22 protein-coding genes and 1 tRNA gene are annotated in these 25,469 nt (G+C 43.2%); 15 read left to right on the top strand and 8 right to left on the bottom strand.

What is annotated here, in order from left to right:
* Window positions 1-95: 95 nt before the first annotated feature.
* From B1A85_RS11770 to coaE, 5 genes are read left to right on the top strand one after another with little or no spacing between them, the layout of a single operon-like run.
* Entirely contained in the window at window positions 96-944 is an 849-nt protein-coding gene (locus tag B1A85_RS11770; RefSeq protein ID WP_104547102.1) for a methyltransferase domain-containing protein, read from the top strand.
* A gap of 42 nt (window positions 945-986) precedes the next feature.
* Window positions 987-1,919 carry a homogentisate phytyltransferase gene (locus tag B1A85_RS11765; RefSeq protein ID WP_104547101.1) on the top strand — a complete coding sequence of 311 codons (933 nt, stop codon included), beginning with the start codon at window positions 987-989 and terminating at the stop codon, window positions 1,917-1,919.
* Between the two features lie 25 nt (window positions 1,920-1,944).
* Window positions 1,945-2,415 (top strand): tetratricopeptide repeat protein, encoded by a 471-nt coding sequence (locus B1A85_RS11760; RefSeq protein ID WP_104547100.1) that lies wholly within the window; start codon window positions 1,945-1,947, stop codon window positions 2,413-2,415.
* 56 nt (window positions 2,416-2,471) lie between these two features.
* A complete protein-coding gene (cobA, locus tag B1A85_RS11755; RefSeq protein ID WP_104547099.1) occupies window positions 2,472-4,004 on the top strand; it encodes a uroporphyrinogen-III C-methyltransferase in 1,533 nt (510 codons plus the stop codon).
* The gene (coaE, locus tag B1A85_RS11750; protein ID WP_104547098.1) at window positions 4,001-4,624 is read left to right on the top strand and encodes a dephospho-CoA kinase; all 624 of its coding nucleotides are present in this window, start codon (window positions 4,001-4,003) and stop codon (window positions 4,622-4,624) included. Before cobA ends, coaE begins: the two co-directional genes overlap by 4 nt.
* A 67-nt stretch (window positions 4,625-4,691) precedes the next feature.
* Here the strand turns inward: coaE and B1A85_RS11745 are convergent, their stop codons facing one another.
* Together B1A85_RS11745 and B1A85_RS11740 are read right to left on the bottom strand one after the other, a co-directional pair.
* Entirely contained in the window at window positions 4,692-5,444 is a 753-nt protein-coding gene (locus tag B1A85_RS11745) for a Uma2 family endonuclease (protein ID WP_104547097.1), read from the bottom strand.
* Window positions 5,445-5,470: 26 nt separating this feature from the next.
* Window positions 5,471-6,868, bottom strand: a complete 1,398-nt coding sequence (locus tag B1A85_RS11740; protein WP_104547096.1) for a TldD/PmbA family protein — start codon at window positions 6,866-6,868, stop codon at window positions 5,471-5,473.
* Window positions 6,869-7,227: 359 nt separating this feature from the next.
* Between B1A85_RS11740 and B1A85_RS11735 the strand changes: the two genes are divergently transcribed.
* The 5 genes from B1A85_RS11735 (at window position 7,228) to B1A85_RS11715 (ending at window position 15,598) form a co-directional block, all read left to right on the top strand.
* Window positions 7,228-7,761 carry an SH3 domain-containing protein gene (locus B1A85_RS11735; protein ID WP_104547095.1) on the top strand — a complete coding sequence of 178 codons (534 nt, stop codon included), beginning with the start codon at window positions 7,228-7,230 and terminating at the stop codon, window positions 7,759-7,761.
* A 142-nt stretch (window positions 7,762-7,903) separates the two neighbouring features.
* On the top strand, window positions 7,904-9,517 hold the full coding sequence (locus tag B1A85_RS11730; RefSeq protein WP_104547094.1) for a DUF2079 domain-containing protein: 1,614 nt from the start codon (window positions 7,904-7,906) through the stop codon (window positions 9,515-9,517).
* Between the two features lie 301 nt (window positions 9,518-9,818).
* Window positions 9,819-13,415 (top strand): ATP-binding protein, encoded by a 3,597-nt coding sequence (locus B1A85_RS11725; RefSeq protein WP_104547093.1) that lies wholly within the window; start codon window positions 9,819-9,821, stop codon window positions 13,413-13,415.
* Window positions 13,416-13,659: 244 nt separating this feature from the next.
* The gene (locus tag B1A85_RS11720; protein ID WP_104547092.1) at window positions 13,660-14,847 is read left to right on the top strand and encodes a glycosyltransferase family 4 protein; all 1,188 of its coding nucleotides are present in this window, start codon (window positions 13,660-13,662) and stop codon (window positions 14,845-14,847) included.
* A 208-nt stretch (window positions 14,848-15,055) separates the two neighbouring features.
* Window positions 15,056-15,598, top strand: coding sequence for an alpha/beta hydrolase (locus B1A85_RS11715; RefSeq protein ID WP_104547091.1), 543 nt, complete (start codon window positions 15,056-15,058; stop codon window positions 15,596-15,598).
* 62 nt (window positions 15,599-15,660) lie between these two features.
* Here B1A85_RS11715 and B1A85_RS11710 read toward each other — a convergent pair whose 3' ends face one another.
* Together B1A85_RS11710 and B1A85_RS11705 are read right to left on the bottom strand one after the other, a co-directional pair.
* Window positions 15,661-16,692 (bottom strand): hypothetical protein, encoded by a 1,032-nt coding sequence (locus tag B1A85_RS11710; protein ID WP_104547090.1) that lies wholly within the window; start codon window positions 16,690-16,692, stop codon window positions 15,661-15,663.
* A gap of 407 nt (window positions 16,693-17,099) precedes the next feature.
* Window positions 17,100-17,876, bottom strand: a complete 777-nt coding sequence (locus tag B1A85_RS11705; RefSeq protein ID WP_104547089.1) for a DUF3891 family protein — start codon at window positions 17,874-17,876, stop codon at window positions 17,100-17,102.
* A gap of 341 nt (window positions 17,877-18,217) precedes the next feature.
* On the opposite strand from B1A85_RS11705, the gene B1A85_RS11700 reads away from it, so the two are divergent.
* The 4 genes from B1A85_RS11700 (at window position 18,218) to B1A85_RS11685 (ending at window position 21,884) form a co-directional block, all read left to right on the top strand.
* The gene (locus B1A85_RS11700; RefSeq protein WP_104547088.1) at window positions 18,218-19,084 is read left to right on the top strand and encodes a class I SAM-dependent methyltransferase; all 867 of its coding nucleotides are present in this window, start codon (window positions 18,218-18,220) and stop codon (window positions 19,082-19,084) included.
* Window positions 19,085-19,099: 15 nt separating this feature from the next.
* Complete coding sequence (locus B1A85_RS11695; protein ID WP_104547087.1) at window positions 19,100-19,816, top strand: HAD family phosphatase; 717 nt, start codon at window positions 19,100-19,102, stop codon at window positions 19,814-19,816.
* Window positions 19,817-20,133: 317 nt separating this feature from the next.
* A complete protein-coding gene (locus B1A85_RS11690; RefSeq protein ID WP_104547086.1) occupies window positions 20,134-21,750 on the top strand; it encodes an NAD(P)/FAD-dependent oxidoreductase in 1,617 nt (538 codons plus the stop codon).
* A gap of 61 nt (window positions 21,751-21,811) precedes the next feature.
* Window positions 21,812-21,884 (top strand) — tRNA-Ala (locus B1A85_RS11685).
* Window positions 21,885-21,892: 8 nt separating this feature from the next.
* Here B1A85_RS11685 and B1A85_RS11680 read toward each other — a convergent pair.
* The 3 genes from B1A85_RS11680 to B1A85_RS11670 form a co-directional block, all read right to left on the bottom strand.
* Window positions 21,893-22,750 carry a pentapeptide repeat-containing protein gene (locus tag B1A85_RS11680; protein WP_104547085.1) on the bottom strand — a complete coding sequence of 286 codons (858 nt, stop codon included), beginning with the start codon at window positions 22,748-22,750 and terminating at the stop codon, window positions 21,893-21,895.
* 55 nt (window positions 22,751-22,805) lie between these two features.
* Window positions 22,806-23,447 carry a hypothetical protein gene (locus B1A85_RS11675; RefSeq protein ID WP_104547084.1) on the bottom strand — a complete coding sequence of 214 codons (642 nt, stop codon included), beginning with the start codon at window positions 23,445-23,447 and terminating at the stop codon, window positions 22,806-22,808.
* Between the two features lie 223 nt (window positions 23,448-23,670).
* Window positions 23,671-23,976, bottom strand: a complete 306-nt coding sequence (locus B1A85_RS11670) for an RNA-binding protein (protein ID WP_104547083.1) — start codon at window positions 23,974-23,976, stop codon at window positions 23,671-23,673.
* A gap of 334 nt (window positions 23,977-24,310) precedes the next feature.
* Here B1A85_RS11670 and B1A85_RS24505 point away from each other — a divergent pair, with 334 nt between their 5' ends.
* On the top strand, window positions 24,311-24,481 hold the full coding sequence (locus tag B1A85_RS24505; protein WP_210404395.1) for a hypothetical protein: 171 nt from the start codon (window positions 24,311-24,313) through the stop codon (window positions 24,479-24,481).
* Here B1A85_RS24505 and B1A85_RS11665 read toward each other — a convergent pair.
* Window positions 24,476-25,036: a dTDP-4-dehydrorhamnose 3,5-epimerase family protein gene (locus B1A85_RS11665; protein ID WP_104547082.1), complete on the bottom strand. Its 561-nt coding sequence runs from the start codon at window positions 25,034-25,036 to the stop codon at window positions 24,476-24,478. The genes B1A85_RS24505 and B1A85_RS11665 overlap by 6 nt on opposite strands.
* Window positions 25,037-25,469 lie beyond the last annotated feature (433 nt).

Raw genomic sequence — 25,469 nt, 5'->3', positions numbered from 1 at the left:
AATCAAGGGAGGGATTGCGAAAAAGCTCAACTCAATTTAAACCACACGTGGTAGCCTACGAGTATCATTTGCTAGACCGATCGCTTTTCGAGCTCATGAGTGCAACACTAAATCAACGAATTCAGCAATTCTATGACGCTTCGTCCGGACTGTGGGAACAAATTTGGGGCGAACACATGCATCATGGTTATTATGGTGCAGCAGGTAACGAAAAAAAAGAGCGCCGACAAGCGCAAATTGACTTAATTGAGGAATTACTCAAGTGGTCTAGCGTGCAGCAAGCCAAAAATATTCTTGACGTAGGCTGCGGAATTGGTGGTAGTTCTTTATTTTTAGCAGAAAAGTTCCAAGCTCATGTGACAGGCATTACGCTTAGTCCTGTACAAGCAGCAAGAGCCACCGAACGCGCCCAAGCTGCTGGATTAAGTCAAAGTACGCATTTCCAAGTTGCAGATGCCTTAAATATGCCATTTGCAGATGCAACTTTTGACTTTGTGTGGTCGCTAGAAAGTGGCGAACATATGCCTGATAAGGTGAAGTTTATGCAGGAATGCTACCGGGTACTCAAGCCTGGTGGTAAGTTGCTGATGGTGACATGGTGTCATCGTCCAACAGATGGTGCTGCAGGAGAACTAACGGCGGACGAACGCAAACACTTGGAGGAAATTTACCAAGTTTATTGTTTGCCTTATGTGATTTCGTTACCTGAGTACGAAGCGATCGCCCGCAATCTTGGCTTACACGATATTCGCACCGCCGATTGGTCAAAAGCTGTTGCGCCGTTTTGGAATGTTGTGATTGATTCTGCGTTGAATCCTGGGGCGATTTTGGGATTGCTGTTTGCGGGTTGGGAAACGATTCAGGCGGCGTTATCGTTAGGGTTAATGAGTCGCGGTTATGAACGCGGGTTGATTCGATTTGGTTTATTGTGTGGGAGGAAGTAAAGGTCAAGGGTCAGAGTACCTTGTCCGTACAGAGGTTGATTGATGAGTCAGGTTTTTGAGCAAGAGTTAAAGCAATTAGGGTGGCGTGGCTGGTTGTATGCATTGTGGAAGTTCGCCCGCCCGCATACGATTATTGGCACGAGTTTGAGCGTGTGGGGAGTGTATCTCATCACTTATGCGATCGCTTTCTCAAGTCGTATCGATTTACTCGCGCCTATAGGAGCTTGGATTGCTTGTCTGTGTGGCAATGTCTATATTGTGGGGCTAAATCAGCTCGAAGACGTAGCCATTGACAAAATTAACAAACCCCATTTGCCGATCGCATCAGGTGAATTTTCACTACGGATGGGTCAAGGTATCGTAGCAGTTACAGGAGTGCTGGCGCTACTCTTAGCCTGGGTGTTGGGACCCTATTTATTCGGAATGGTGGCGATTAGTTTAGCAATTGGAACTGCGTACTCTCTACCACCAATTCGCTTGAAGCGGTTTCCGTTTTGGGCAGCGTTGTGTATTTTCTCGGTGCGGGGTGCGATTGTCAATTTAGGGTTATTTTTGCATTTTAGTTGGGTGTTCCAAGGCGACCGCACGATTCCTCCTGTTATATGGGTACTGACAGCGTTTATTCTAGTGTTTACGTTCGCGATCGCAATTTTTAAAGATATTCCAGATATTGAAGGCGATCGCCAGTATCAAATTACAACTTTGACGATCGAGCTAGGACAAAAAGCTGTTTTCGATTTAGCACTTTGGGTTCTCACCGCTTGCTATTTAGGAATGTTATTTGCAGCGTGGCTACCTCAAGTCAATACTGTATTCCTGATGAGCACGCATTTACTTTTACTAGGGTTAATGTGGTGGCGAAGTAGACAAGTCGATTTACAAGATAAAAGGGCGATCGCAAGTTTCTATCAATTTATTTGGAAACTCTTTTTCCTGGAATACCTAATTTTCCCTGCTGCTTGTCTGCTAGCTTAAAACATAACAGGCTACTTTTCTAGAAATGACTGACACGCCTCAACTTACCGTATTTGCCATTACCGTCGTCGGAATTGGTTTAACGATCTTGGCTTTCTTTATCCGTGAGGGAGTCATTACCTCCAACATTTACAAGCAGGGAGTCAAACTTTATCAAGATAAAAATTACAGCGCCGCCGAAACCGCGTTTCGTCAAGTGATTGCGCGTCACCCAAGTAATGACTTAGCGCGGTTGTTGCTAGGAGATACTTTACTACAGCAAGAGCGGATAGAAGAGGCGATCGCTACTTGGAAAGAATTAACTAGCCGCGCGCCAAAAAATGTTGACGCACATTTACGTTTGGGAATGGCGTTACTCAAACACAATCAACTAGAAGATGCGATCGCCTCGCTTGAAACTGCTAAAAACTTATTTCAAGCGCAACGCAATCCACAAAAAGCCCAAACTGTCGCCCAGCTTCTGCAAGAAATTAGTCAGCAGCAAGAAGTTGGATAATAGCTAATCGCGATTTAATGACCAATTACCAATCACCAGCCTTCTTACTTTAAATCATGAATGCTCAAGGCAAAGTTTATCTTGTCGGTGCAGGATTAGGTAATATCAGTTATCTTACGGTAAGAGCGCTACAACTGTTAACACAAGCTGAGGTTTTAATTTACGATGCGCTTGTTGATGACCAGCTATTACAGTTAGTTCCAGAAACCTGTCTCAAACTCGATGTCGGAAAGCGTGGCGGAAGACCGAGTACACCACAAGCAGAAATCAACCAGCTATTAGTAAAATATTGCCAACTAGGTAAACAAGTTATCCGATTAAAATCTGGCGATCCATTCATTTTTGGGCGTTCAGCAGCTGAGATTGCGGCTTTAATAGCAGCTAACTGTCAATTTGAAGTTGTACCAGGAATTTCGTCAGCTTTAGCAGCCCCCCTACTTGCAGGAATACCTCTTACCGATCCAAATTTAAGTCGTTGTTTTGCGGTTTTTACTGCGCACGAACCAGAAAAACTCAATTGGGAAGCGCTAGCGCGGTTAGAAACCCTTGTTATCTTAATGGGGGGAAAACAATTATCAGCGATCGTACAGCAATTATTACATCACGGGCGATCGCCGCAAACTCCTATAGCTGTAGTTAAATGGGCTGGAACTCAAAAACAACAGATTTGGACGAGTGACTTGGCAAATATTCAAACCGTCACAGCAGGTGTTTCACTTTCACCCGTCGCGATCGTTGTTGGTGAAGTTGTTGCGCTCCGAGAGCAGTTAAATGCAAAGATAGAGATTGAATTTCCCGCTCCTGATATGTTAGATCAACTGCCCCTACGCGGTAAAACGATTTTAGTGACGCGATCGGCTGGACAATCAAGCGATGCACGCGATCGCCTGGCAATACTGGGTGCTAATGTAATTGAAATGCCTGCGCTAGAAATTGGTCCGCCTTCAAGTTGGGAAGATTTAGATCGGGCGATCGCTCATATCGCGGATTTTAATTGGTTAATTCTCACTTCCACCAACGGTGTAGATTACTTTTTCGCAAGATTGGCGACACAAGGTAAAGATGCGCGGGCTTTAGCAGGCGTCAAAATTGCCGTAGTCGGTGAAAAAACTGCCCAAAGTCTCGAACAACAGGGTTTACAGCCAGATTTTATTCCTCCTAATTTTATTGCTGATGCTTTAGTCGAACACTTTCCCGAACCTTTACAAGGGAAAAAAATATTGTTTCCGCGCGTCGAAACTGGCGGTAGAGAAGTTTTAGTCAAAGAGTTTACTGCTAAAGGTGCAGACGTTGTTGAAGTTGCTGCGTATGAGTCGCGTTGTCCGCAAAATATTTCACCAGAGGCGTTAAAAGCTTTACAACAGCAAGCCGTTGATGTAATTACGTTTGCAAGTTCCAAAACCGTTAAAAACTTCTGTCAACTCTTAGCAAGTCATAGCGGTGTTAATTTAGATTCTGTTTGTATTGCATCAATTGGACCTCTTACGTCTAAAGCTTGTCAGCAACACTTTGGGCGAGTCGATATTGAAGCTAGCGAATACACTTTAGAAGGGCTTACACAAGCAATTGTGCAGTGGGCAAAGCGATGACGACTCACCGTCGCATTATTGGTTTAACAGGTGGAATTGCAACCGGAAAATCAACTGTTGCACATTATTTAGCAACGCATCACCATCTACCAATCTTTGATGCAGACGTTTATGCACGAGAAGCGGTTAAAATTGGTTCTCCAGTTTACGACGCGATCGCCCAGCGTTATGGTATCGATATTTTTCAGGAAGATGGTTCGCTGAATCGCAAGAAGTTAGGCGATATCATTTTTAATAGCGCAGAAGAACGAACTTGGTTAGAGCAACAAATTCATCCATATGTCCGCGATCGCTTTGCGGAAGCAATGCAACAACCGTATCAAACAATCGTCTGCGTGATTCCGTTATTATTTGAGGCAGGTCTGACTCATTTAGTGACAGAAATTTGGGTTGTCGTTTGTTCTCCACAACAGCAACTTGCAAGATTGATGCAACGCAATCAACTTACCCGCGAACAAGCACTAGCCCGCATTAATAGTCAAATGTCGCTAGCAGAAAAAGCATCCCGCGCCGATGTTGTTTTAGATAACTCTTCTACACTAGAAGCATTATTGCAACAAATTGATACCGCTTTGTTATCAAAAGACCGTTTACAGGAATTGCAGACTCCCTCTGACTAAAGTTGAGGCTGCCACTAGGATAAGCGCTTCATTGTTTGATTTATTCGGTAGAATTCATTCGCCAAGCTTACAAAATATCTGGATCTTCACCCAATTCGCGTAATCTTGCTGCGAGTCTTTCAGATTTTTGGCGTTCAGCTTCAGCACGTTGGCGTTCAGCTTCAGCGCGTTGGCGTTCAGCTTCTTCAGGTAACAGCACGAGTCCCGATGAGTCATAAAACCGCAGCCATGTAGCGTTATCATCCTCAACGACTCCAGTCCACGTACCTAACCATAAACCTAATGCGTGACTCCACAGTAAGTTTTGCTCATTAGCTGCAATAGGTTGATAGCCTCGGTCGAGATCTAAATGCCATCCTTGTAGTGAGTTAGCATCAAAAGGATCGAAGACAAAATAGTCACGCGTTCTAAATACCTGCTCGTATAAGGTTTTCTTTGCTCCTAAGTCAACTTCCTTAGTACTTGCTGATAGTAATTCAACAATGACATCAGGATAACGTCCGCCTTCCTCCCAGACAACCCAACCAAGACGAGAAGGATTGCTATCGACTCCTAAGACGACAAAAAAATCAGGTCCGCGAAAATCGCGATTTTTAGCTTGGCGGCTACTGTAGTAGACGAACATATTACCACCCGCAAAGAAATCTGTGCGTTCAGCCCAGTGATGTTTTAACGAACGGATCAAGACATTTATAGCAATGCGGTGGCGGTTCGTTTCCAAGGGTTCTCCATCGTCGAAAATTAAGTCTGTAGGTGGCATAGGAGGCTGCCAATCTACATCATCCCAAGTCTGGTTTTCGGTTGTCGTTTCTATAGACATCCTACGTGCCTCCCAATACGATTTATTTATACTGCTTCACCACCAACGACGACATCGCGAATTCGTAAACTAGGACCGCCACAACCAACAGGTAAGCCATTTTGTCCGCCTTTACCGCAACCGCCAGATTCATCCCAATAGAAATCATCGCCGATCGCTTCAATATCTGCTAATGTTTGAAACACATTTCCTGATAACGTCACATCGCGTACAGGTTCGGCAATTTGCCCGTTGCGAATCATCCAAGCTTCACCCGCACTGAAGGTAAACATTTCACCATTTGTCATTCCTCCTAGCCAGTTACGCGCATAAACTCCTTCTTTGATACCTGTAAATAAATCTGCTACGGGCGTTTTCCCTGGTTCAATCCACGTATTCGTCATGCGGACAATCGGCGCGTAGTGGTAATTGAGACACCGTGCATTCCCCGTTGGTGTTTCATCTAATTTGCCAGCAGTTTCGCGCGAGTGCAAGCGCCCGACTAACACGCCGTCTTTAATCAGTTGCGTTGTTGTTGCAGGCGTACCCTCATCATCATAAAAATAACTGCCACGATGTCCCGCAGGTGCTGCACCATCAAAAATTTGCAATTCTTCAGGACCAAATCTGCGCCCAATACTCATCGCTTCTAGCAAGTCGGGGTTTTCGTAAGCCATGTCTGCTTCTGACAGATGACCAAAAGCTTCGTGGACGAACAAACCGCTTAAAATTGGGTCAATGACGACGGTGTAAGTGTTACCTTTGACCGATGGTAGGGATAAAGCCGCGATCGCGCGTTGCGCTGCGCCAATCACTTGTTCGTCTAAACTGGTGAGATCTTCGTAGGCTTTGCGCGAACCTGTCGTTTCTCTTCCCGTTTGTACGGTGTCGCCGTCTCTGGCGGTAGCTGCAAAGCGCATTTCCATATCTACCCACGCTTGTTCAATGAGAGTCCCCTCGGAACTGGCGAGGATAATTCGTTGCGCGCTATCGCTGTAACGTACCGAGGTTGTCGTAATGCGCGAATCAACACTTTTGAGCATTTCGCTGTAGCGATCGCACAGTGCTTTTTTCGTCGCTAAAGAAATGTTTCGCGGATCGGTACCGCTTAAAGGCACAAAACAGCTATCTTGTACAGGTTTTACCTCTGCTAAGCGCGTTTCTTCATCACCAACGATCCGTGCAGCTGAAACAGCTTCCTCGATTCTTTCCGCGATCGTTTCTAGCTGATTAAAGCTACTAAAACCCCAGCCACCTTTGTAGCAAGCCCGCACTTGTCCGCCAATCGAAATTCCTTCACTGAGGGTTTCTACCCTGTTGCCACGCAGTAAAATATCAGTGCCTTCCGACTCTTCAAGGCGAATCATCAGATAATCGACGCGATGAGCATACCGCGCGATCAAGTCGGTTAATAAGTTTTGAGCATTAGCTAGTGGTGAAGGCATATTCAGCAGCTTTTGACGAACTGCTTCTATTGTGCAATTAATTTGGACAGTTAGCCTTACGTATATGTCTTAACTTTAGCTAATTTTATATATACTTTGTTTTCTATTGGCTAGACTAGTAAGACTTTTTAGATATATTCTTGCCTGTCTTTTCCAATTGATTCGTTAAAAAAAATAACGTGCCAAGCTTCATCACAGAAAACATAGAAAGAAGATAAAGAAAACTTCATAAAAGATTTTGAATGACTATCAAATTCTATATCTTTTAAAAAAATAGTCAACATCTATTTCTGTAAAAATACCGATGTTGGTCTGTAATATAATCACTATTATCAAATAATAAATATGTTTTAATATGTATGAATAAATATTTAATTTCACTGGGTTTAGGAGTGCTTTCGCTAAGTATTACAACTCCATCAAAAGCTCAAGCTTGCCGTAACTATGTTATTGAAGATGGCTATGTCAATGTTCGTACAGGTCCTAGTACACAGCATTCTATTGTAGGACGCGCCTATGAAGGTAGTGACGTTAATGTTGTAGGTAGGTCTGGAGGTTGGCTAAGAATTACTTATCCTCACAATGGCTGGGTAAGTGGAAACATGATTGGCACAGATTGTCGTCGATCGCCTGCTACTAATTCTGGAGGTCGTTATCCATACACCGAAAAATTTAGTATGACTAATGGAGGTATTGTAATTACGGTTAGACAAACACCTACTTGGGCTGAACTAACTACGCAAGAACGTAAAAGTGCTAGAGAAAATATGTGGTGGGATTATCTTAATGAATACGGTTCTGAACCGCTAACAGTAGATTTTTATACTTCTCGCGGATATCATATTGCACAATATAGTACTCGTTGTCGAGGGCGTTGTTTTACGAAAGAATAAATTTTAGCGATCGCATATATATTATTCTTAAAAAGAACATTGCTAAATCTTTTAAATAAACAAGCTGCGATCGCGTTCATTATTAGGCTTTACAATACTCGCTGACGCTCTTGTCCGTATTGAGTGTGAGCGCGAGTGAGTCATGTTATTCAAATCACAGAAGCCAGGAATTAGATTATTGATTGGGGCGGCGATCGCATTTTTTGTGCTAAACCTCATTTTAGGCTTGCATCGTTACTACAGCTTCTACGCAACGTTTGACCAAGGTATTTTTAATCAAGTATTCTGGAACAATCTCCACGGTAGATTCTTTCAAAGTTCGCTTTCTTCAAGTTTGTCTACGAATGTCGTACATAGCGGCGAAATTCCTGAAGTTTACTATCACCGTCTAGGACAGCACTTTACCCCAGCATTACTATTGTGGCTACCGATTTACGCCTTGTTTCCTTCGCCAGCGACGCTTACAGTGTTACAAGTGACATTTGTGACGGCGGCGGGTTTAGTGTTGTATGCGCTAGCACGACAATATCTTGCACCGCCAATCGCAGCGATGGTGACTGCGAGTTTCTACGCGGCGAATGCAGTTTTAGGTCCAACGCAATCGAATTTTCACGATATCAGCCAAATTCCTTTATTTGTCTTTGGGCTACTTCTAGCAATGGAAAAACGCTGGTGGCGGCTATTTTGGCTACTTGCGATTTTAACTTTAGCAGTACGGGAAGATAGCGGAATTGTATTATTTGGAGTTGGTTTTTATTTAATTGCTAGTAGACGGTATCCGCGTATTGGGCTGGCAGTGTGTGCGCTTAGCTTTGGTTATATGCTGGTACTGACAAATGCGATCATGCCCTTATTTTCGCAAGATATTTCCCGCCGCTTCATGTTAGAACGATTTGGACAGTACGCAGATGGTTCAGAAGCTTCGACATTAGATATTATTTGGGGAATGATTAGTAACCCCTGGCGGTTGATTGTTGAATTATTTACACCGTTTTTTGGCACAATTAAATATTTAATCGGTCAATGGTTGCCGTTAGCGTTTGTACCTGCTATTGCGCCTGCATCGTGGGCGATCGCAGGATTTCCGTTACTTAAACTATTCTTAGGTCAAGGACAATCAGTATTAGCAATCAACATTCGCTATGCGATGACGGTTGTTCCAGGTTTATTTTATGGTGCAATTCTGTGGTGGTCGAGACATCCTCGAAAGTTTAAACCCCCATTTCGTCGCTTTTGGGTAGCTTGTATTTGTTTATCGCTGTTTTTCTCGTTTACTTCTAGCACTTCAAGTCTCAATCGCAGTTTTTACTTTTTATTACCCGATTCGTTTAATCCTTGGGTTTACGTTTCGCTACCGCAACAATGGCATCATGTCAGACAAATGCGATCGCTGCTTGACCAAATTCCGGCAAATGCGAGCGTGTCTGCAACGACATATATAGTACCGCATCTTTCCAGTCGTCGCGAAATCTTGCGTTGGCCCATGTTACACTTACGCAACGATGCGCGAGAAGTGATTGAGATGGAGTATGCGATCGCAGACTTATGGCAATTGCAACAATATCAAGCCGCGTTTGATGAAGAGAGACAACTATTAAAAACTAGCATTGCGGCGATCGACCAACTTACAACTAACCAGCAATACGGCATTATTGGTTTTCAAGATGGTGTCATTTTGATGCAGCGCGGCGTTACTTCGCAACCTCAAGCAATAGCTGCGTGGCTAACTTTTCGACAACAAATTGCCAAGTCATAAGTTTGACGTATGGTTACTGTATAATGACCGCCGTTTCGTCTAGAACATCTCATTAGGCGTGCGGTGGCTTCGCTAACGATCAGTCACTGACTTTAAATCCCAACTTCTATTCTGATTTAAACTCTGTCTCAAGGAAGAAAAATACTTATATCTATTGACAGATAATTGAATATACCGTCATAAGACTGAACTAAGTTATCAGCAAAACTAATCAACAGCGCTGACTTAGAAGAGATATTAGGCTGGAATTTAACAGCTTCGCAGGAGATTTATTCATCGTAGAAACGGTTAGAGGAAGAGTATGGCATTGGAAAGTAGATTTCTACCTGACGAAGCGCATTCAATGTCGCAGATGGAGATGCTGAATGCAGATTACTACAAACGTTACCTCGAAGTTGTCTGCAATAACGCTACACTCGCGATCTTCATCATGGACGATCGCCAACAGTGTGTTTACATGAATCCCGCAGCAGAGAAGTTAACAGGTTTCACCCTTAGCGAGGTGCAGGGACAGGCTTTGCATGATATTATTCACCATACTCGCCCTGACGGCAGTCATTATCCCCTCGAAGAGTGTCCCATCGACCGCGCATTTCCGCAAAATAATCAAGAGCAAGGCGAAGAAGTTTTTGTTCACAAAGATGGCAGTTTTTATCCTGTTGCGTATACAGCAAGTCCTATTCGCGAAGGAAATGGTATTGTCGGTACAATCATCGAAGTTCGAGACATCACTCAAGAGAAATTAGATGAGAAGGCGCGAGAAGAGCTAGAACAAGCTCGTACAGCTTTTTTTAGCAACATTAGCCACGAGTTTCGTACGCCACTGACGCTGATGCTAGGTTCGTTGGAAGCAATCCTTGAAGATTCTGTAGGGCTACCTCAAGACAAATTGCAACAAGTTGAAATGGCACATCGCAATTCGCTGCGGTTACTCAAGCTAGTCAACACACTGCTTGATTTTTCGCGGATTGAGGCTGGAAGGATGCAGGCGATGTACGAACCGACAGACCTTGCCCAGCTTACCACCGAATTAGCAAGTACATTTCGTGCTGCGGTAGAACGTGCTGGAATGCGTTTAATCGTTGATTGTCCAACGCTTCCTGAACCTGTGTACGTCGATCCGCAGATGTGGGAAAAGATTGTTTTGAATTTGCTTTCTAACGCTTTTAAGTTTACCTTTAAAGGGGAAATTGAAGTTTCGCTGAAACTCAAAACTCAAAACTATGTCGAGCTAGCTGTGCGCGACACGGGTATTGGTATTCCCCCAGCAGAAATTCCGCATTTATTTGAACGGTTTCATCGCGTCAAGGAAGCACAAGGACGTAGTTATGAAGGTTCGGGTATTGGGTTATCACTCGTACAAGAATTAGTCAAGCTGCACGGCGGAACAGTCGCAGTCGATAGTACCCTAGGACAAGGTAGTTGCTTTACCGTATTAATTCCAACAGGACGCGCTCATCTACCGCAAGATCGCATTGGTAGATCGCAAAGATCAACAGTCTCAGGAGTTGCTTCGTATATAGAAGAGGCATTACGCTGGTTACCAGAAGAAGCAGAAAAGCAGAAAAGCAGAAAAGCAGGGGAGAATCAAATCGCTTCTAGTTCTCCTCGGATTTTACTCGCTGATGATAATGCAGATATGCGCGATTATGTCAAGCGATTGCTGAGTCAGCGATATGCAGTGGAGACGGTTGCTGATGGCGTGGCTGCGCTTAATGCTATCAAACAAAACCCGCCGGATTTGGTGTTGACTGATATTATGATGCCTCGAATGAACGGATTGGAGTTATTGCAGGCGTTAAGAGCTAATTCGCAGACAAGAGAAATTCCAATTATTCTACTATCGGCGCAAGCTGGCGAAGAGTCGCGGGTTGAAGGTTTGGCAGCAGGAGCCGATGACTATCTTACGAAACCGTTTTCAGCACGTGAGTTATTAGCACGAGTCGAAGCTAATCTGAGTATGGCACAGTTGCGGCGAGAGGCAGCCCAGCGCGAGTATGAGTTACGTATTGCGGCGGAAACTGCAAATGAAAAGTTAGAAACAGTTTTGGCAAGCATCAACGATGTTTTCATGACGTTCGATCGCGATTGGTACTATACCTATATCAATCGCCGCACCCTAGAAACTTCTGGAATGCGTCAGGAAGATTTCATGGGGAAAACGCTTTGGGATGTCTTTCCAGATTTAGTTGATACACAGTTTCATGCTGAACTGCAACGCGCCGTTACCGAGCAAACTCCTGTTCAGTTTGAATATTATTACCCTAAATGGCAACGTTGGTTTGAGAATCGAGTTTATCCTTCGGCAAACGGCGTTTCAATGTTCGTTACCGAGATTACAGACCGCAAACAAGCTGAAGCCGCATTACGTGAGAGCGAAGCGCGATTTCGTCAAATGGCAGAGACGATTCACGATGCCTTTTGGCTATGGAATATACAGGAAAATCGACATCTTTATATCAGCCCTGCGTATGAACGCATTTGGGGACGTTCTCGCGAGATTGTCTATCAAAATCCTCACAAATGGATTGAGACGATTCATCCTGAAGATCAGCCGCAGGTCAAAAATGCAGCAGCGCGATGTCTGCAAAATGGCTATTTTGAGCAAGAATATCGCGTTGTGCGTCCTGATGGTTCGATTTGTTGGATACGCGATCGCGGCTTCGTCATTAACAATGACAACGGAGAACCGTATCGAGTGGCGGGAGTTGCGCAAGATATTACCGAACGCAAGCAAGTTGAACGAGAACGCGAAGAGCTGTTAGCGCGCGAAAAAGCCGCCCGCGAATCAGCCGAAACCGCAAATCGAATTAAAGATGAATTTTTGGCAGTGCTGTCGCACGAATTGCGATCGCCGCTTAACCCGATCTTGGGTTGGGTTAAACTGTTACAGTCGCGTAAATTTGACGAACAAGCAACCGCTAAAGCTTTAGCCACGATTGAACGCAATGCCAAGTTACAAACGCAATTGATTGAAGACTTGCTTGATGTCTCGCGAATTTTACGCGGCAAAATGGCTCTCAATGTTACACCAGTCAATTTAGTGAGCGTCATTGAAGCGGCTTCAGAAACGGTACGCTTAGCCGCAGCAGCAAAAGATATCCAGATTCAAAAGGAATTTGCCTCTGAGGTTGTCGTATCGGGAGATAGTAGTCGCTTGCAACAAGTCGCGTGGAATTTATTATCGAATGCGGTTAAGTTTACTCCTACAGGCGGATGCATTCAAGTGCGATTGCAGCAGGTTGGCAACTATGCACAAATTCAAGTTCAGGATACTGGTAAGGGAATTCATCCTGATTTTTTACCGTACGTATTTGAATACTTCCGCCAAGAGGATGGCACAACAACGCGTAAGTTTGGCGGGTTGGGTTTAGGACTTGCGATTGTTCGTCAAATTACTGAGTTGCACGGCGGTACTGTCAAAGCTGAAAGCTTAGGAGAAGGACAAGGCGCAACTTTTACCGTGCAGTTACCCTTACTCAAGCATAACCAAGAGGCGAATAAGACTGATTCGAGGCGTTCCTCTAATACTTTACATTTACAAGACGTGCGGGTTCTTGTTGTAGACGATGAAGTTGATATGCAAGAGTTGCTGCTAGCTATTTTAGAAGAGTATGAAGCCGAAGTCCGCGTTGCGGCATCCGCCACTGAGGCATTGCTGCTGCTTAATTCATTCCAACCGGATATTTTAATTAGCGATATTGGTATGCCCGATGTTGACGGTTATATGCTGATGCAACAAATTAGACAGCGATCAGAAGTACCAGCGATCGCCCTTACCGCCTACGCTGGAGAGTACGACCAAAAACAAGCACTCGCCGCCGGATTTCAGAATCATCTTGCTAAGCCTGTAGAACCAGAGAAGTTAGTGCAGGCGATCGCCAACTTAATTAGATAACTTGGTAATGTGAAATGCGGTAATTCGGTATCGTTACCCTGTTATGAGTGATTTGATTTAACTACCAATTGCCAATTACCAGTTACCATTAAGTATGAGAATCTTAACATTTGTCAAAGCTAATACATCACTATATTGTTAAGATACATTAAGATTTCCGTAATTCCACGAATTAAATTTACAGATATATGTCTTTAGATAGTTGTATATATCTTGAAATAATAAACAGGTGGGATTGAGGTAGATGAAAATTCTCGTTTTGACCTGGGAGTTTCCACCTCGAATTGTTGGGGGAATTGCCCGCCACGTAGCGGAGTTGTATCCAGAACTCGTCAAGCTCGGGCATGAAATTCATTTAATGACAGTAGAATTTGGGCAAGCTCCTTTATACGAAGTTGTAGACGGAATTCACGTACATCGCGTACCCGTAGCGCCAGCCAACGACTTTTTTCACTGGGTCGTCAATTTTAACGAAAGCATGGGGCGTCATGGCGCAAAGCTAATGCTTGAAGACGGTCCTTTTGATATTATCCACGCGCATGACTGGTTGGTAGGAGATGCAGCGATCGCGCTCAAGCATAACTTTAAAGTTCCCCTAATTGCCACAATTCATGCAACCGAACACGGTCGTCATAACGGTATTCATAATGAAACGCAAAGATATATTGATGGTAAAGAAAAGCTATTAGCCTACAACGCTTGGCGCGTGATTGTGTGTACCGACTATATGCGTCGAGAAGTGGAATGGGCGCTACAAACTCCCTGGAACAAAATTGATGTGATCTACAACGGGATTCGCCCTGAGAAAAAGCGTCGTCAAGATTTTGATGCGATCGACTTTCGCCGCCAGTTCGCGGAAGATGGCGAAAAAATTGTTTACTATGTAGGTCGCATGACCTATGAAAAAGGCGTTTCAGTCTTACTCAATGCGGCTCCTAAAGTGTTATGGGAAATGGGCGGCTATGTCAAGTTTGTCCTCATTGGAGGTGGCAATGTTGACCACTTGAAGCGTCAAGCATGGGATTTAGGAATCTGGGATAAGTGCTACTTCACAGGTTTTATGAGTGACGAGCCACTCAATAAATTTCAAACAATCGCAGATTGTGCCGTATTTCCTAGCCTGTATGAACCTTTTGGCATTGTCGCCCTCGAAAGCTTTGCTGCACGCGTTCCGGTTGTAGTTTCTGATACAGGTGGTTTACCAGAAGTCGTTCAACACACCAAGACAGGGATTGTCACTTGGACGAATAATCCAGATTCACTCGCTTGGGGCATTTTGGAAGTCTTAAAAAATCCTGGTTACAAGCAGTGGTTAGTTGATAATGCCTACGAAGATTTAGATCGACGGTTTAATTGGTATAAATTAGCACAGCAAACAGAGAGTGTCTACAATCAGGTAATGCAAGAGCGATCGCGCGTTGTTTGGCTGTAAAGTTCTCCGTACGCAATGCTAATGAATGCCTAGTGGCTAAAATTGCAGATACACGCTAGTAAACTTGAAAAGTTTAGGGGATTGCAAGGCAAGGACGCTCAAAATTGTGCGAAATGAGTTTTATTCGTACGATCTCATCTATCTGTTGAGAGAGACGCAATAAGAAAATGACTGGCAAAGTAAAAACAAGTATTTCAGAACTCAACAGATGAGCCTACGTTTTTGGTTGCAGCGTCTAGCATTATTTTTATTGGTAAGCTTCAGCGTGATGCTTTTCAGCACCACGGCACTTGCTGCCGATCGCGTTGTCCTTAAGTACCGCATCTTTTCGGAATCAATTCCCGTTAAGGATTTATCCACCTTAGCTGAAACTGGCGAAGCCTCAATGTTACTGCAAGCCAATTTAGCTTTGGCGCAACAAGACAAAGAGGTTGTGCGTCGCTATTTGACAACTCCGATAAAAATTAACCCTGTTTTATTAGAGCGCTTGCTAGATAGTCCGATTGGGAACGTTGCACTCGATAAAATAAGTCAAGCAATTCATACACCCTCCGGTCAAGACGATCGACAAGCTTTGCACTCTGCTTTGATGAATTCTATCCGTTCTGATGGCAATCTCAGTTTGATAAATATAATTCAACACTATCCAACCAATGTAGTGCAGGTAGAAGGAGACAAGCTAGAGAGTGCTTACCGCCAACTCAGTGAAATAGAAGGGCGTCTGCAAAACCTACGAGATAAACTTTCTTAATGAGAAGGAAGTGTCTCTTCCTTATGCGATCGCCCAGCTACAAGAATCTCCCGTTGTTTGTTTTAAAACTGGTAAGAAACGCCAATAGAAATTACTGGATAGACACCAAGCCAACTTAAGTTATCTTCAATGTCTTGTTCTTCCTGGGCGATCGCATCTTCTAATAAGTTATTCAATACAGGAATTCCTGTAATAATATCTACAACTGGACCTGACGCTTGCAAATCGGCTTGTGGTGAACCGGCAAATAGCACTCCTAGATCGATATTAAAGCTAAAAGCACTGCCACGCCGGACAGGATTACCATAACCAATGCCGATATAAGGTGCGATAGTATTAGGAAATGTTAGCGAACCTTCGAGTTGACCAACGGCAGCTAGCGGAAATTCAAAACCACCAATTTCTAATACTTCGGCGGGGCGTGCGATCGCATCAACTCGATTATTTTGATATAGTAACCCGCCAGTAACGCGAAAACCACTACTACTTGAGGGAAACCAATCAAGCATTCCAGTTGCATTGAGTAATTGCACATCGCCGTCGTAATCAATTTGATTTTGTGTAAATCCGCCACTAAATCCTAAGTAATTAAATCCTAGCCTGCCATTAAAATTTGGTGAAATTGCACCAACTCCCTCAATCCCTACACCCAAACTACTAACTTTACCTCCAAGAGCAAATCCGCTTCGCGCAGGTGCTTCTGGTGCGAGTGCTAACCTTTCTAATAGGCGTGATTCTAATCTTTGTCGATCTGATTGTAATTGCAATCGTTGTAGTAATCGTTGCTGCTGTTGGGACGTTTGCTGGTAGCCAGCGCAGCGAGAATTCAATGGAAAAGTCTGACAGAGTGTGTCTAAATCGACTTCGCTTGCTAATAGCTGCTGTTCTAAAGTGGAATCGGATAGGTTTGAAGTATTCTCTGCTAATAAATCCGCTGCGTTGTTTGAAGCTTCTATTGATTGAGAATTTGGGGTGAATTTAGAGTTTTCAAATTCGCTTGTCTTATTGAATGTAAAATGTTGTGTTTCTTTTGATTCAACTGTTACTAAATCACTATCAAAAATTCGATCCGCAAACGTTATTTCATCCGTCATTTCCTCTATTTTAGAGTTTTGGAACCTTATACCATTCTGAGTAGATATAATATTTGTATTTGGGGCAAATTTTAACTGATTCAACTCCTGCGCTGTTACATTAGTTATCTGTATTCCATCCTCAGCCAGTAATCTTTGTGACGAGCCAGCAAAGAAGAAGAATGTCAAGAGACTAATATTTATAATTCTAAAGTTTGCTACACCTTGAATATGCATTATGCATTGTACTCCTTTATACCCAATACTTGCAGTTCTAACTGGTATAAAGTTCTAGCGCATCTAGCATAATGAATACTACTGAGGAATTACTGAAAATAGCGATACTTATATCAATAATCAGTTTGCTGAACAAATCGAGATTTGCCTTATGATTGCAATACAGGCGATCGCGTTTAATCTCACTTCGATCAATTTGAAATTAATGTATTAGTAATATTAACCCATGATGCATTGTTTAATGCTTGTCGCATCGCGGCTTCATCTGTAAATTTCTTTTGTAATAGTCGCCCTTCGTAAACAAGCTTTACTGTATCCTGTTGAAACACCCAAGGAGAAACTTTTATGACGTTTTCTTCTACAGGAGTTAAAGTTAGTGTAATTTCACCTAAAGCTGTAGGAACTTGATGAAACTTCTTTTCTTCCCGCAATCCCATACACAAAGCTAGCGATAGTGTATCCCAGGTAGCTACTAAAGAACGATTGCGTTGAATATTTTCTGGAGTCGCATACGCTGCATAATACGAATCGCATTCTAAATTGGCGATTAACTGTTCTTGAAAAGCATATTCTTGGTCCAAATAGGCTTGAACTAAGCGAGAAGATTCTAAAGACGTTTGCCAATTGCGACGCTCAAATAGTCCTGTACCATGAAGTGAGACGAGCAGTGTTGCATATCTCCCAAATGGTAGTGCTAGCTGTTTTGCCCCTGACCAAATTTTTGTATGTGTTTCTGTTGGTAATTCCATAAAGTTATAAGGGTAGCCCGTCTTGGGATTTAAGGTAGGTGCCGTTTCCCAAACTACCCAGCCAATATCATGCTGTTCCGCACCAAGACAAACTTCTTCTCTAGGTGCAAATACGCCAAATTTTTCATTTCCCCATACTCTAGCTATGCAACCTGCAACCCAAGAATGCGTAGGTTGAGTGATGACGACAAGTCCGGCTGATTCTTGGCGATGTAGCATGATACGTTCTTAAGAGTCAATAACCTTATTGGCTAACTGAGTTACCGCAATATTAATAATTTTTAAATTTAATTCAAATTAGCATTGCTACTAATTTTAGCACTGAGACACTCATAAACTAATAGCATTCCTCAAAAGAAATAAATATCTTTTTCATGAAGGCGTTCTACAATTTAGACGATTATTTTTTAGTGTGAAAACTGCAATTGCAATACTTTAATGAGTACAAAAAATTAGAACAAGAATACACTCATTTCTTGGCGGTTGTATATTACAATTTGTAAAGAAAGAATGATAACCTAGAAGCGATCGCTATCTACGCCTACTGAGAGCATACTCCTATGTCAAATCAAGATACGATTTGGGAACGTTTTCTTGCACCTGTTGTGCGGTTCTTTATCAATGAACAAGAACTACAGCAGCTTTATGAAAGTATTGATTGGCAGCAAGAAGCAAAAAGATTCCAGCGGGTAGATGTAGAAACACCTTTCTACTACAGCAGTCAAAACTTTCACGGTATTAAAGGCGGCTATCTCAATCCTGGCGCAGCAGTATCGTACGATCCGATTACCCAGTACGTGTTATTACCGAATGAAACACTCGTACGGCAAGAATTAATTAAGACAATTCACAGTCAACCCCGCCGCATTCTCGATTTAGGCTGCGGTACAGGATCGACAACGTTAATGCTCAAACAGGCGTTTCCAGCGGCTGAGGTGATCGGTTTAGATTTGTCGCCGTATATGTTAGTAATGGCGGAACGTAAGGCACAAGCTGCTAATTTGGATATCAAATGGCGTCATGGAAATGCAGAACATACAGGTTTTCCGGACGCTAGTTTTGATGTAGTAACAGCTTCGTTATTATTTCACGAAACACCACCCACAGTTACACAAGCAATATTGCAAGAAAGTTTCCGCTTACTGAGTGTTGGTGGAGAAGTGTTAATCTTGGACGGAAATCAAAAAACGCTACGTCAACTCGATTGGCTGAATAATGTGTTTGAAGAACCTTATATCCGCGACTTTGCAGCAGAAAGTATCGATACAAGTACGATTGCAGCAGGGTTTGCAGCGGTACAGACAAAAGATTTGTGGTTGATTCATCAAGTCACGCGCGGGGTAAAACCATTAATCCAAAAGTCAGGAGTTGGCGATCGCACTGAAGAAGACATTCCACTTGAAGGTTGGATACCTTCTCCGGCTTAATTGAGGCAGTAACGTATGGCACTGAAAGCAATTTTGTTTGATTTTAATGGCGTGATTATTAACGACGAACCAATTCACCAGCAACTAATCGACCAAGTTTTAATTGCCGAAAATTTGCGCCCTAAGCCAGGGGAGTACCGTCAAGTTTGTTTGGGGCGTAGCGATCGCGCGTGTATTCGCGAATTGTTACAGCGTCGCGGTCGAGTTGTGAGCGAAGACTATCTAACGCAAATTATTAAACGCAAAGCTGAAGCGTATCAACAAGAATTAGCAAAACTTGAAAAGTTACCGACGTATCCAGGTTTAGAAGATTTGATTTTTCAAGTGCGATCGCGCGGTCTTAAACTAGCAGTAGTAAGTGGTGCATTGCGTTCGGAAGTTGAACTTGTATTACAGCGCCAGAGTTTAGCAGAATATTTTTGTGCGATCGTCGCTGGTGATGATATTACCGCGAGTAAACCCGATCCTGATGGTTATCTGCTTGCCGTAAAAAAACTCAACGAGATCGAACCTAGCTTAAACCTACAACCCGCAGAGTGCCTTGCGATTGAAGATACTCCAGCTGGAATTTCCGCAGCTAAACGTGCCGGAATTCCTGTCGTTGGAGTTGCAAATACTTATCCATTTCATATGCTACAACGTCAAGCTAACTGGACGGTAGATTACTTGTCTGATTTAGACCTAGAGTACGTACAACAAGTTTACACGCATCGCCATCAGTATGTCGCATAGGCACTAAGAAAACGCAGATATTGCTGGAATCTACTCGTAAATAATTGTGGCGTCGGGTTTTTAAATGAACTGCCCTAGTATACGTTTTACTAGAAGTTAAGCAATTGCAGCCTATATAAAACAATTGCTGAACAAAACTCAACTGAGTATCTATAGCTATAGTACTATTTCACTCTACGAGAGTTACAAATAACTTCTCCTAGCTCGCGAGGCTTTCTATTAGAATCGACCTCAACGTAAAACGGTCTGAAGTGGGTGCGCTACTTAGTAAAACTACATAAAAGGGTTCCTCCAAATTTAAGTAATAAGGAGATACTATGGCGCATACACCGCAGTTTCGCCAATTCATTCGCGTTCTACAGCAAGCACAAAGGGAGAACCTCAAAGCGGAAGGAAAATCTCCACCATTAACAAAACAGCGAGTTTCACGGACGCGCAGGCGCTTGCTCAAATTATTAGCCCTTGCGTCAGGAAGCGCACTCGCCACTAATGCGTTACCTTATGCAGCTTGGAGCCGCGATCGGCAAAACGCTAGAATTGCCATTATTGGGGGCGGACTTGCTGGATTAAACGCGGCGTACCAACTCAAAAAAGCTGGCTTGACGGCTTCTGTTTATGAAGCTAAACAGCGCTTAGGAGGACGCGTACTATCAGTCACGGGTGTTGTGGGTGAAGGTCTTGTCATCGATCCAGGCGCTCACTTTATCAATACAGACCACGCAGATATCTTAGAGTTAGTCAAAGAATTTGGTTTGAATCTCTTTGATCGTACTAAAGATGCAGAGCGCTTTCCTTTTGCTGAAACAGCTTATTATTTTGATGGTAAGCTGCGTTCTGAAGCTGACGTTGCCGATAAATTGCGTCCACTCGCTCGGCAAATTTCCCGCGATGCCGACTTACTCGATCGAGACTACGACAAGTTCGCGCTACAATTTGACCGCCTATCTGTTGCTCAGTATCTAGACAAACACGCCGATCGGATTTCAGAGCAGTTTATTCGAGACCTAGTTGAAAATACAATTCGCACAGAATACGGTGTCGAACCTGACAAATCTTCAGCACTGCAACTGTTATTTAATCTTCCTACAGTTGATGGTAACAAAGTAGAAATATTGGGTAACTCGGATGAAACCTTTGTCGTTGAGGGTGGTAGCGGTAGAATTATTGACAGTCTGGCGCAGGCGCTATCAGGACAAATTTTCACTGGTAGGCGTTTGATGCAGATTCAGTCACGGGGGAGAAGCTTTCACTTGACTTTTTCCGGTGGTTATGAAGTTGATGCCGATTATGTCATTATCGCGATTCCTTTTACTGTCCTACGCGATATTAAAATTCGAGTAGATTTACCAAGACAGTTGCGGCGTTTTATTAACGAAGTCAATCTCGGTGCAAATGAAAAGATATACGCTGGATTTGACGAGAAAGTGTGGCGACGCGAAACAGGATTTGTGAAGGAAGTTTGGACAGATCTCGGATTTTCTGCTGCGTGGGATGGAACGCAACGACAAGTCGATAGAAAAAATGGCGCATTGACTTTCTTCTTTGGCGGTAACGAAGTTGTAGCAATGCAATCTGGTAGTACGCGATCGCAAGGTAGGAAGTTTCTCGATCGATTTGAGAAGATCGTCCCTGGTGCTCAAGGAGTTGCCAACGAAAGGTTTTTGCGGACTCAATGGACTCAAGATCCTTTTATTAAAGGCTCTTATACTAGTTTTCAGCCAGGACAACTGACGGAGTTTGCCGATTTTTTCTATATTGAATCAGACGATCCTGAAGAACGCCAAGATGTCAACGTTGGAAATTTGGTTTTTGCTGGCGAACATTTAAGCGACGAGTTCTATGGGTACATGAATGGTGCGGCTCAGACAGGTCGTCTCGCGGCTGAAGTTGTCTTGGGTATGTGTCTCAAAGCAAGAAAGGCAGCGCAATTATAAACCTTGTCGCCTACAGCGTCGAAAAAAGCAGTGTTATGAGATGCTAAAATAATGAGCAGTTGGGGAATTAGCTCAGTTGGTAGAGCGCTGCGATCGCACCGCAGAGGTCAGGGATTCGAGTTCCCTATTCTCCATACGTGCATCAAATTTCCTTCGCGCGATCGCGGTTTGTCATAATCGCGTCTTGGAAGTTTGCTTTGCTCAAGTTCGCTCCTGTAAAATCAACTTCGTCAAGCACAGCACCAGTAAAATTAGCCTTACTCAAGTTTGCCCCAGTGAAATTAGCTTTGCTTAAATCAGCGCCAGTAAAATTGGCTTTGCTGAGGTTTGTCCATCGCAAGTCAGCCTTGAAAAGATTTGCTCCGATAAAGTTAGTACCAAAAAGATAAGCACCAGCAAGATGCGCTTCACTAAGATTTGCTTGCTCAAGCTTTGCCATGTATAAATGAGCGCCAATTAGCTCAGCTTCGTGGAGGTTAGCATGACCCAAGTCTGCATAACTCAAATTCGCTGCCATCAAGTTAGCATAACTGAAATTCGCTCGTCTTAAATTGGCTGCATTGAGATCTGCCTCTCTTAAATTAGCGCCGCGTAGCTCAGTCGCAATTAAATTAGCGTGACTCAAATCAACTCGTCTTAAGTCTGCGCCTTTGAGATCGGCTCCAATAAGATTAGCGTAGCTTAAATCTGCTCCTGTCATCTGAGCATCCCTTAACTGAGCATCAACAAGTTCAACGTATTGAAGATTGGCGTCAATGAGTTCAGATTTGTTGAGATTAGCCGCACTTAAGTTTGCTTGAGTCAAATGAGCGGCAATCAGTTTAGTCTTGCTAAGATCTGCCCTGCGGAGGTTGACTGCGACTAAATTGGCACCTCGAAAGTTACCTTCACTTAAATCAACTTCGCTCAGATCTGGTTTTATTTGGATGTTTTTCTTCCTCCACTCAAGCCACCGCACTGCACCTTGCTGTAGCAACGCAAGATGCTCAATATTCGCCATCCAAAATCTCCTTCAATCTAGCAGCACCAACTTTCAACTTTAACTTATGACTCGACTATTCCCGACGCCCCATTGCGGGGTTATCCCGCCCTACAACGTTTTCTATCGCTGCTAATGCAGCACTCGAACCTGCTAAAATATCTCGTTCTTCTCCTCCTAAATAAAGGCGTCCAAAACTACCAACTGCCTGAATTTCTAAGATATTAATCAAAGCTGCTTTCTCGGCTTCATTTGCTGCTAAAGCTGCATAAGCCGCTGGTTGAACTTCCATGACATAAAGCGTTTGCCCTGCTAAAATCATTTGTCCTCTACGCGTACGATTGATCAGCTGTGTATGATGGGGATCTATGTTGCGGATAATTTGGCTGGAAATAACGTAGGGCTTGAGACGCTCGCGTTCGCGGACACCTAATGCCTCTAAAATTGCTTTACCCGCAGTCCGCGTATCGCCTTGGTTACTCGAATGAACTTCGAGAAGTCCGTAAAGACGCTCGACAACTTGCACTCCTGGACGTACAGAAGTTGATTTGAGGGCAATGTCCATAATTCGGTTGATTTCAATACCAGGTGATATTTCAATCCACAGTGAAGCATCGCCTGGCAATGGTAAGAAACCTAGCGCTACTGTCCCCATATAAGCTGCGTGTTGAGGCTGTAACCTGTCTAGAAATACATAACTGCGTAATTCTATACCCAAGGTTTAAATCTCCGTCATCTTAGATTTTTGTGAGTGCAACATCTGAGTTTACACTTTGTGCTTCTCAAAGCTGCTAGCTTATAGGTACTATTCATACAAAAAAGGCTCAAGCAATTTGCCTAAGCCTCCTACATCATATTAGTTTACGAGATTGTACGTCTGCGCCATCCTTTAACAATGCTAAGGGCGATCGCAGTTACCCCAGTGCACTCGCCTCGTGTATTTAGTAGCGAGCCGAATAGTTGCCGTTTCGACGATTACCACCACTATTAAATGAACTGCGATTTTCTCTGGGTTTTGCTTTGTTTACTCGCAAAGTCCGCCCCATCCATTCTGCACCGTCAAGCGCATCAATCGCTAATTCTTCTTCTGCTTCTGTATTCATTTCTACAAAGCCGAAGCCACGTACTCGACCCGTTTCGCGGTCAGTGGGTAATTGAACGCGTTTCACAGAACCATATTCTGCAAAAACTGCACTAAGATCTTCTTGCGTAACCTCGTAGGATAAGTTACCTACATAAACTGACATACCTTGTCTCCTAGATCGGAAAGTTGTAGAGCTCTAGATTTCGGAGAGAAGCCTGTCAAGACTAAAAGGAAAAAGCCCATCAATTCTAAAAACAAACGCTGCAACCGAACTTCACTCTTATGTTTATTAATAGTAGCACAGAAATTCTATTTTTTCCTGTGCATAGTGCAAAAATGCATATAAAAACACCTCAACTCGACATTATTTTTATATGGTTATTGAGTGTTAAAAAATCGAGCGATCGCACTGCATAAATCTGCAAGGATTGGTTGCGAACAACACAGAGCTACTAGTGATAATTAAGAGATGATTAAGACTATGCCTGACGATCGGCATGGAAAACCCCAATCTTAGAGCTAGCAATCTAGAATCCGCACCGCAAATCGCTCAAAGAATTGCTGTGAGTCTTCGTGGAAACGACTTGCGCGTTCTTCATGCTGGCGACAATTATACCCACTTTGACAAGATTGCTAGCCGCAGCACGCGCTGTTATTGGCTTCTATAGCGATCGCGGGTCAACTTCTAGCAAAAAAGATTGAAATAAACACCAAGCCAAATCTTTTTGCGAAATTTCACTGACAGGCAGCGGCCATGTAATACTAAAGGTTGGATCGTCATAGCGCAGACCGCGCTCATAGTGTGGAGAATAAAACCCGCTCACTTGAGACACTACCTCAGTATTATCGACAAGGGTTTGATAGCCGTGCGCGCACATCGCTGGTACGTACAAAGCCCAACGATTTTCTGCAGTTAATTCTACATCAATGTGTTTGAGAAAAGTTGGCGAGTCAGGTCGCATATCAATAACAACGTCATAAATTGCGCCTTGAGTACAACGAACTAACTTTGCTACACGGGCTGGAGCAACTTGATAGTGCATTCCCCGTAGCGTTCCCTTCTTATAGTTGAACGTCAAATTGCATTGTGCAACAACTGGCTTCAGACCATGTGCTGCAAATTCGCGCGCACAGAAGGTTTGAGCAGAGAATCCTCGATGGTCTCGTTGTTGTTCTAAGTCAATAATAAATGCATTGTTGAGTTTCATTTTTATAAATTTCATCACTATCTCCAGAAAAGATCTCGCTCAATTTACTGAGTGCAAATGAGATATTCTAGATGTCGTAAGCTGGTGTATTATAACTGAGACAGAATAATATCTTTAAGCTACTCTATTATCTTCGCCTACGCTTTGATTACTGTATTCTCAAAACACAAAGCTTTACGCAGATGAAAAGCTTAGAGCCAATGATTTGACATTTACGTGCCTTTGCATAGTACACTTGATTTACAGTTAAATTCGAGATTGAGTGGGAAAATAACAAAAATATTATTAGTCAAATTGGTTTATAATGACACAGATTTTCATGCATTATTGACTCTCTTTTGATTTATTCATCCATACAGATAAGTGGCGTTTTGATTCTTTGGGAACTTGCGAATTAAATCTTAATAAACTCATAATAAATATCGAAATTACAAACGAACTAAAGAAA

The organism is Chroococcidiopsis sp. TS-821 (assembly GCF_002939305.1).
In the GTDB taxonomy this organism is placed as follows: domain Bacteria; phylum Cyanobacteriota; class Cyanobacteriia; order Cyanobacteriales; family Chroococcidiopsidaceae; genus Chroogloeocystis.
This window is presented reverse-complemented; position numbering and strand designations above follow the sequence as displayed.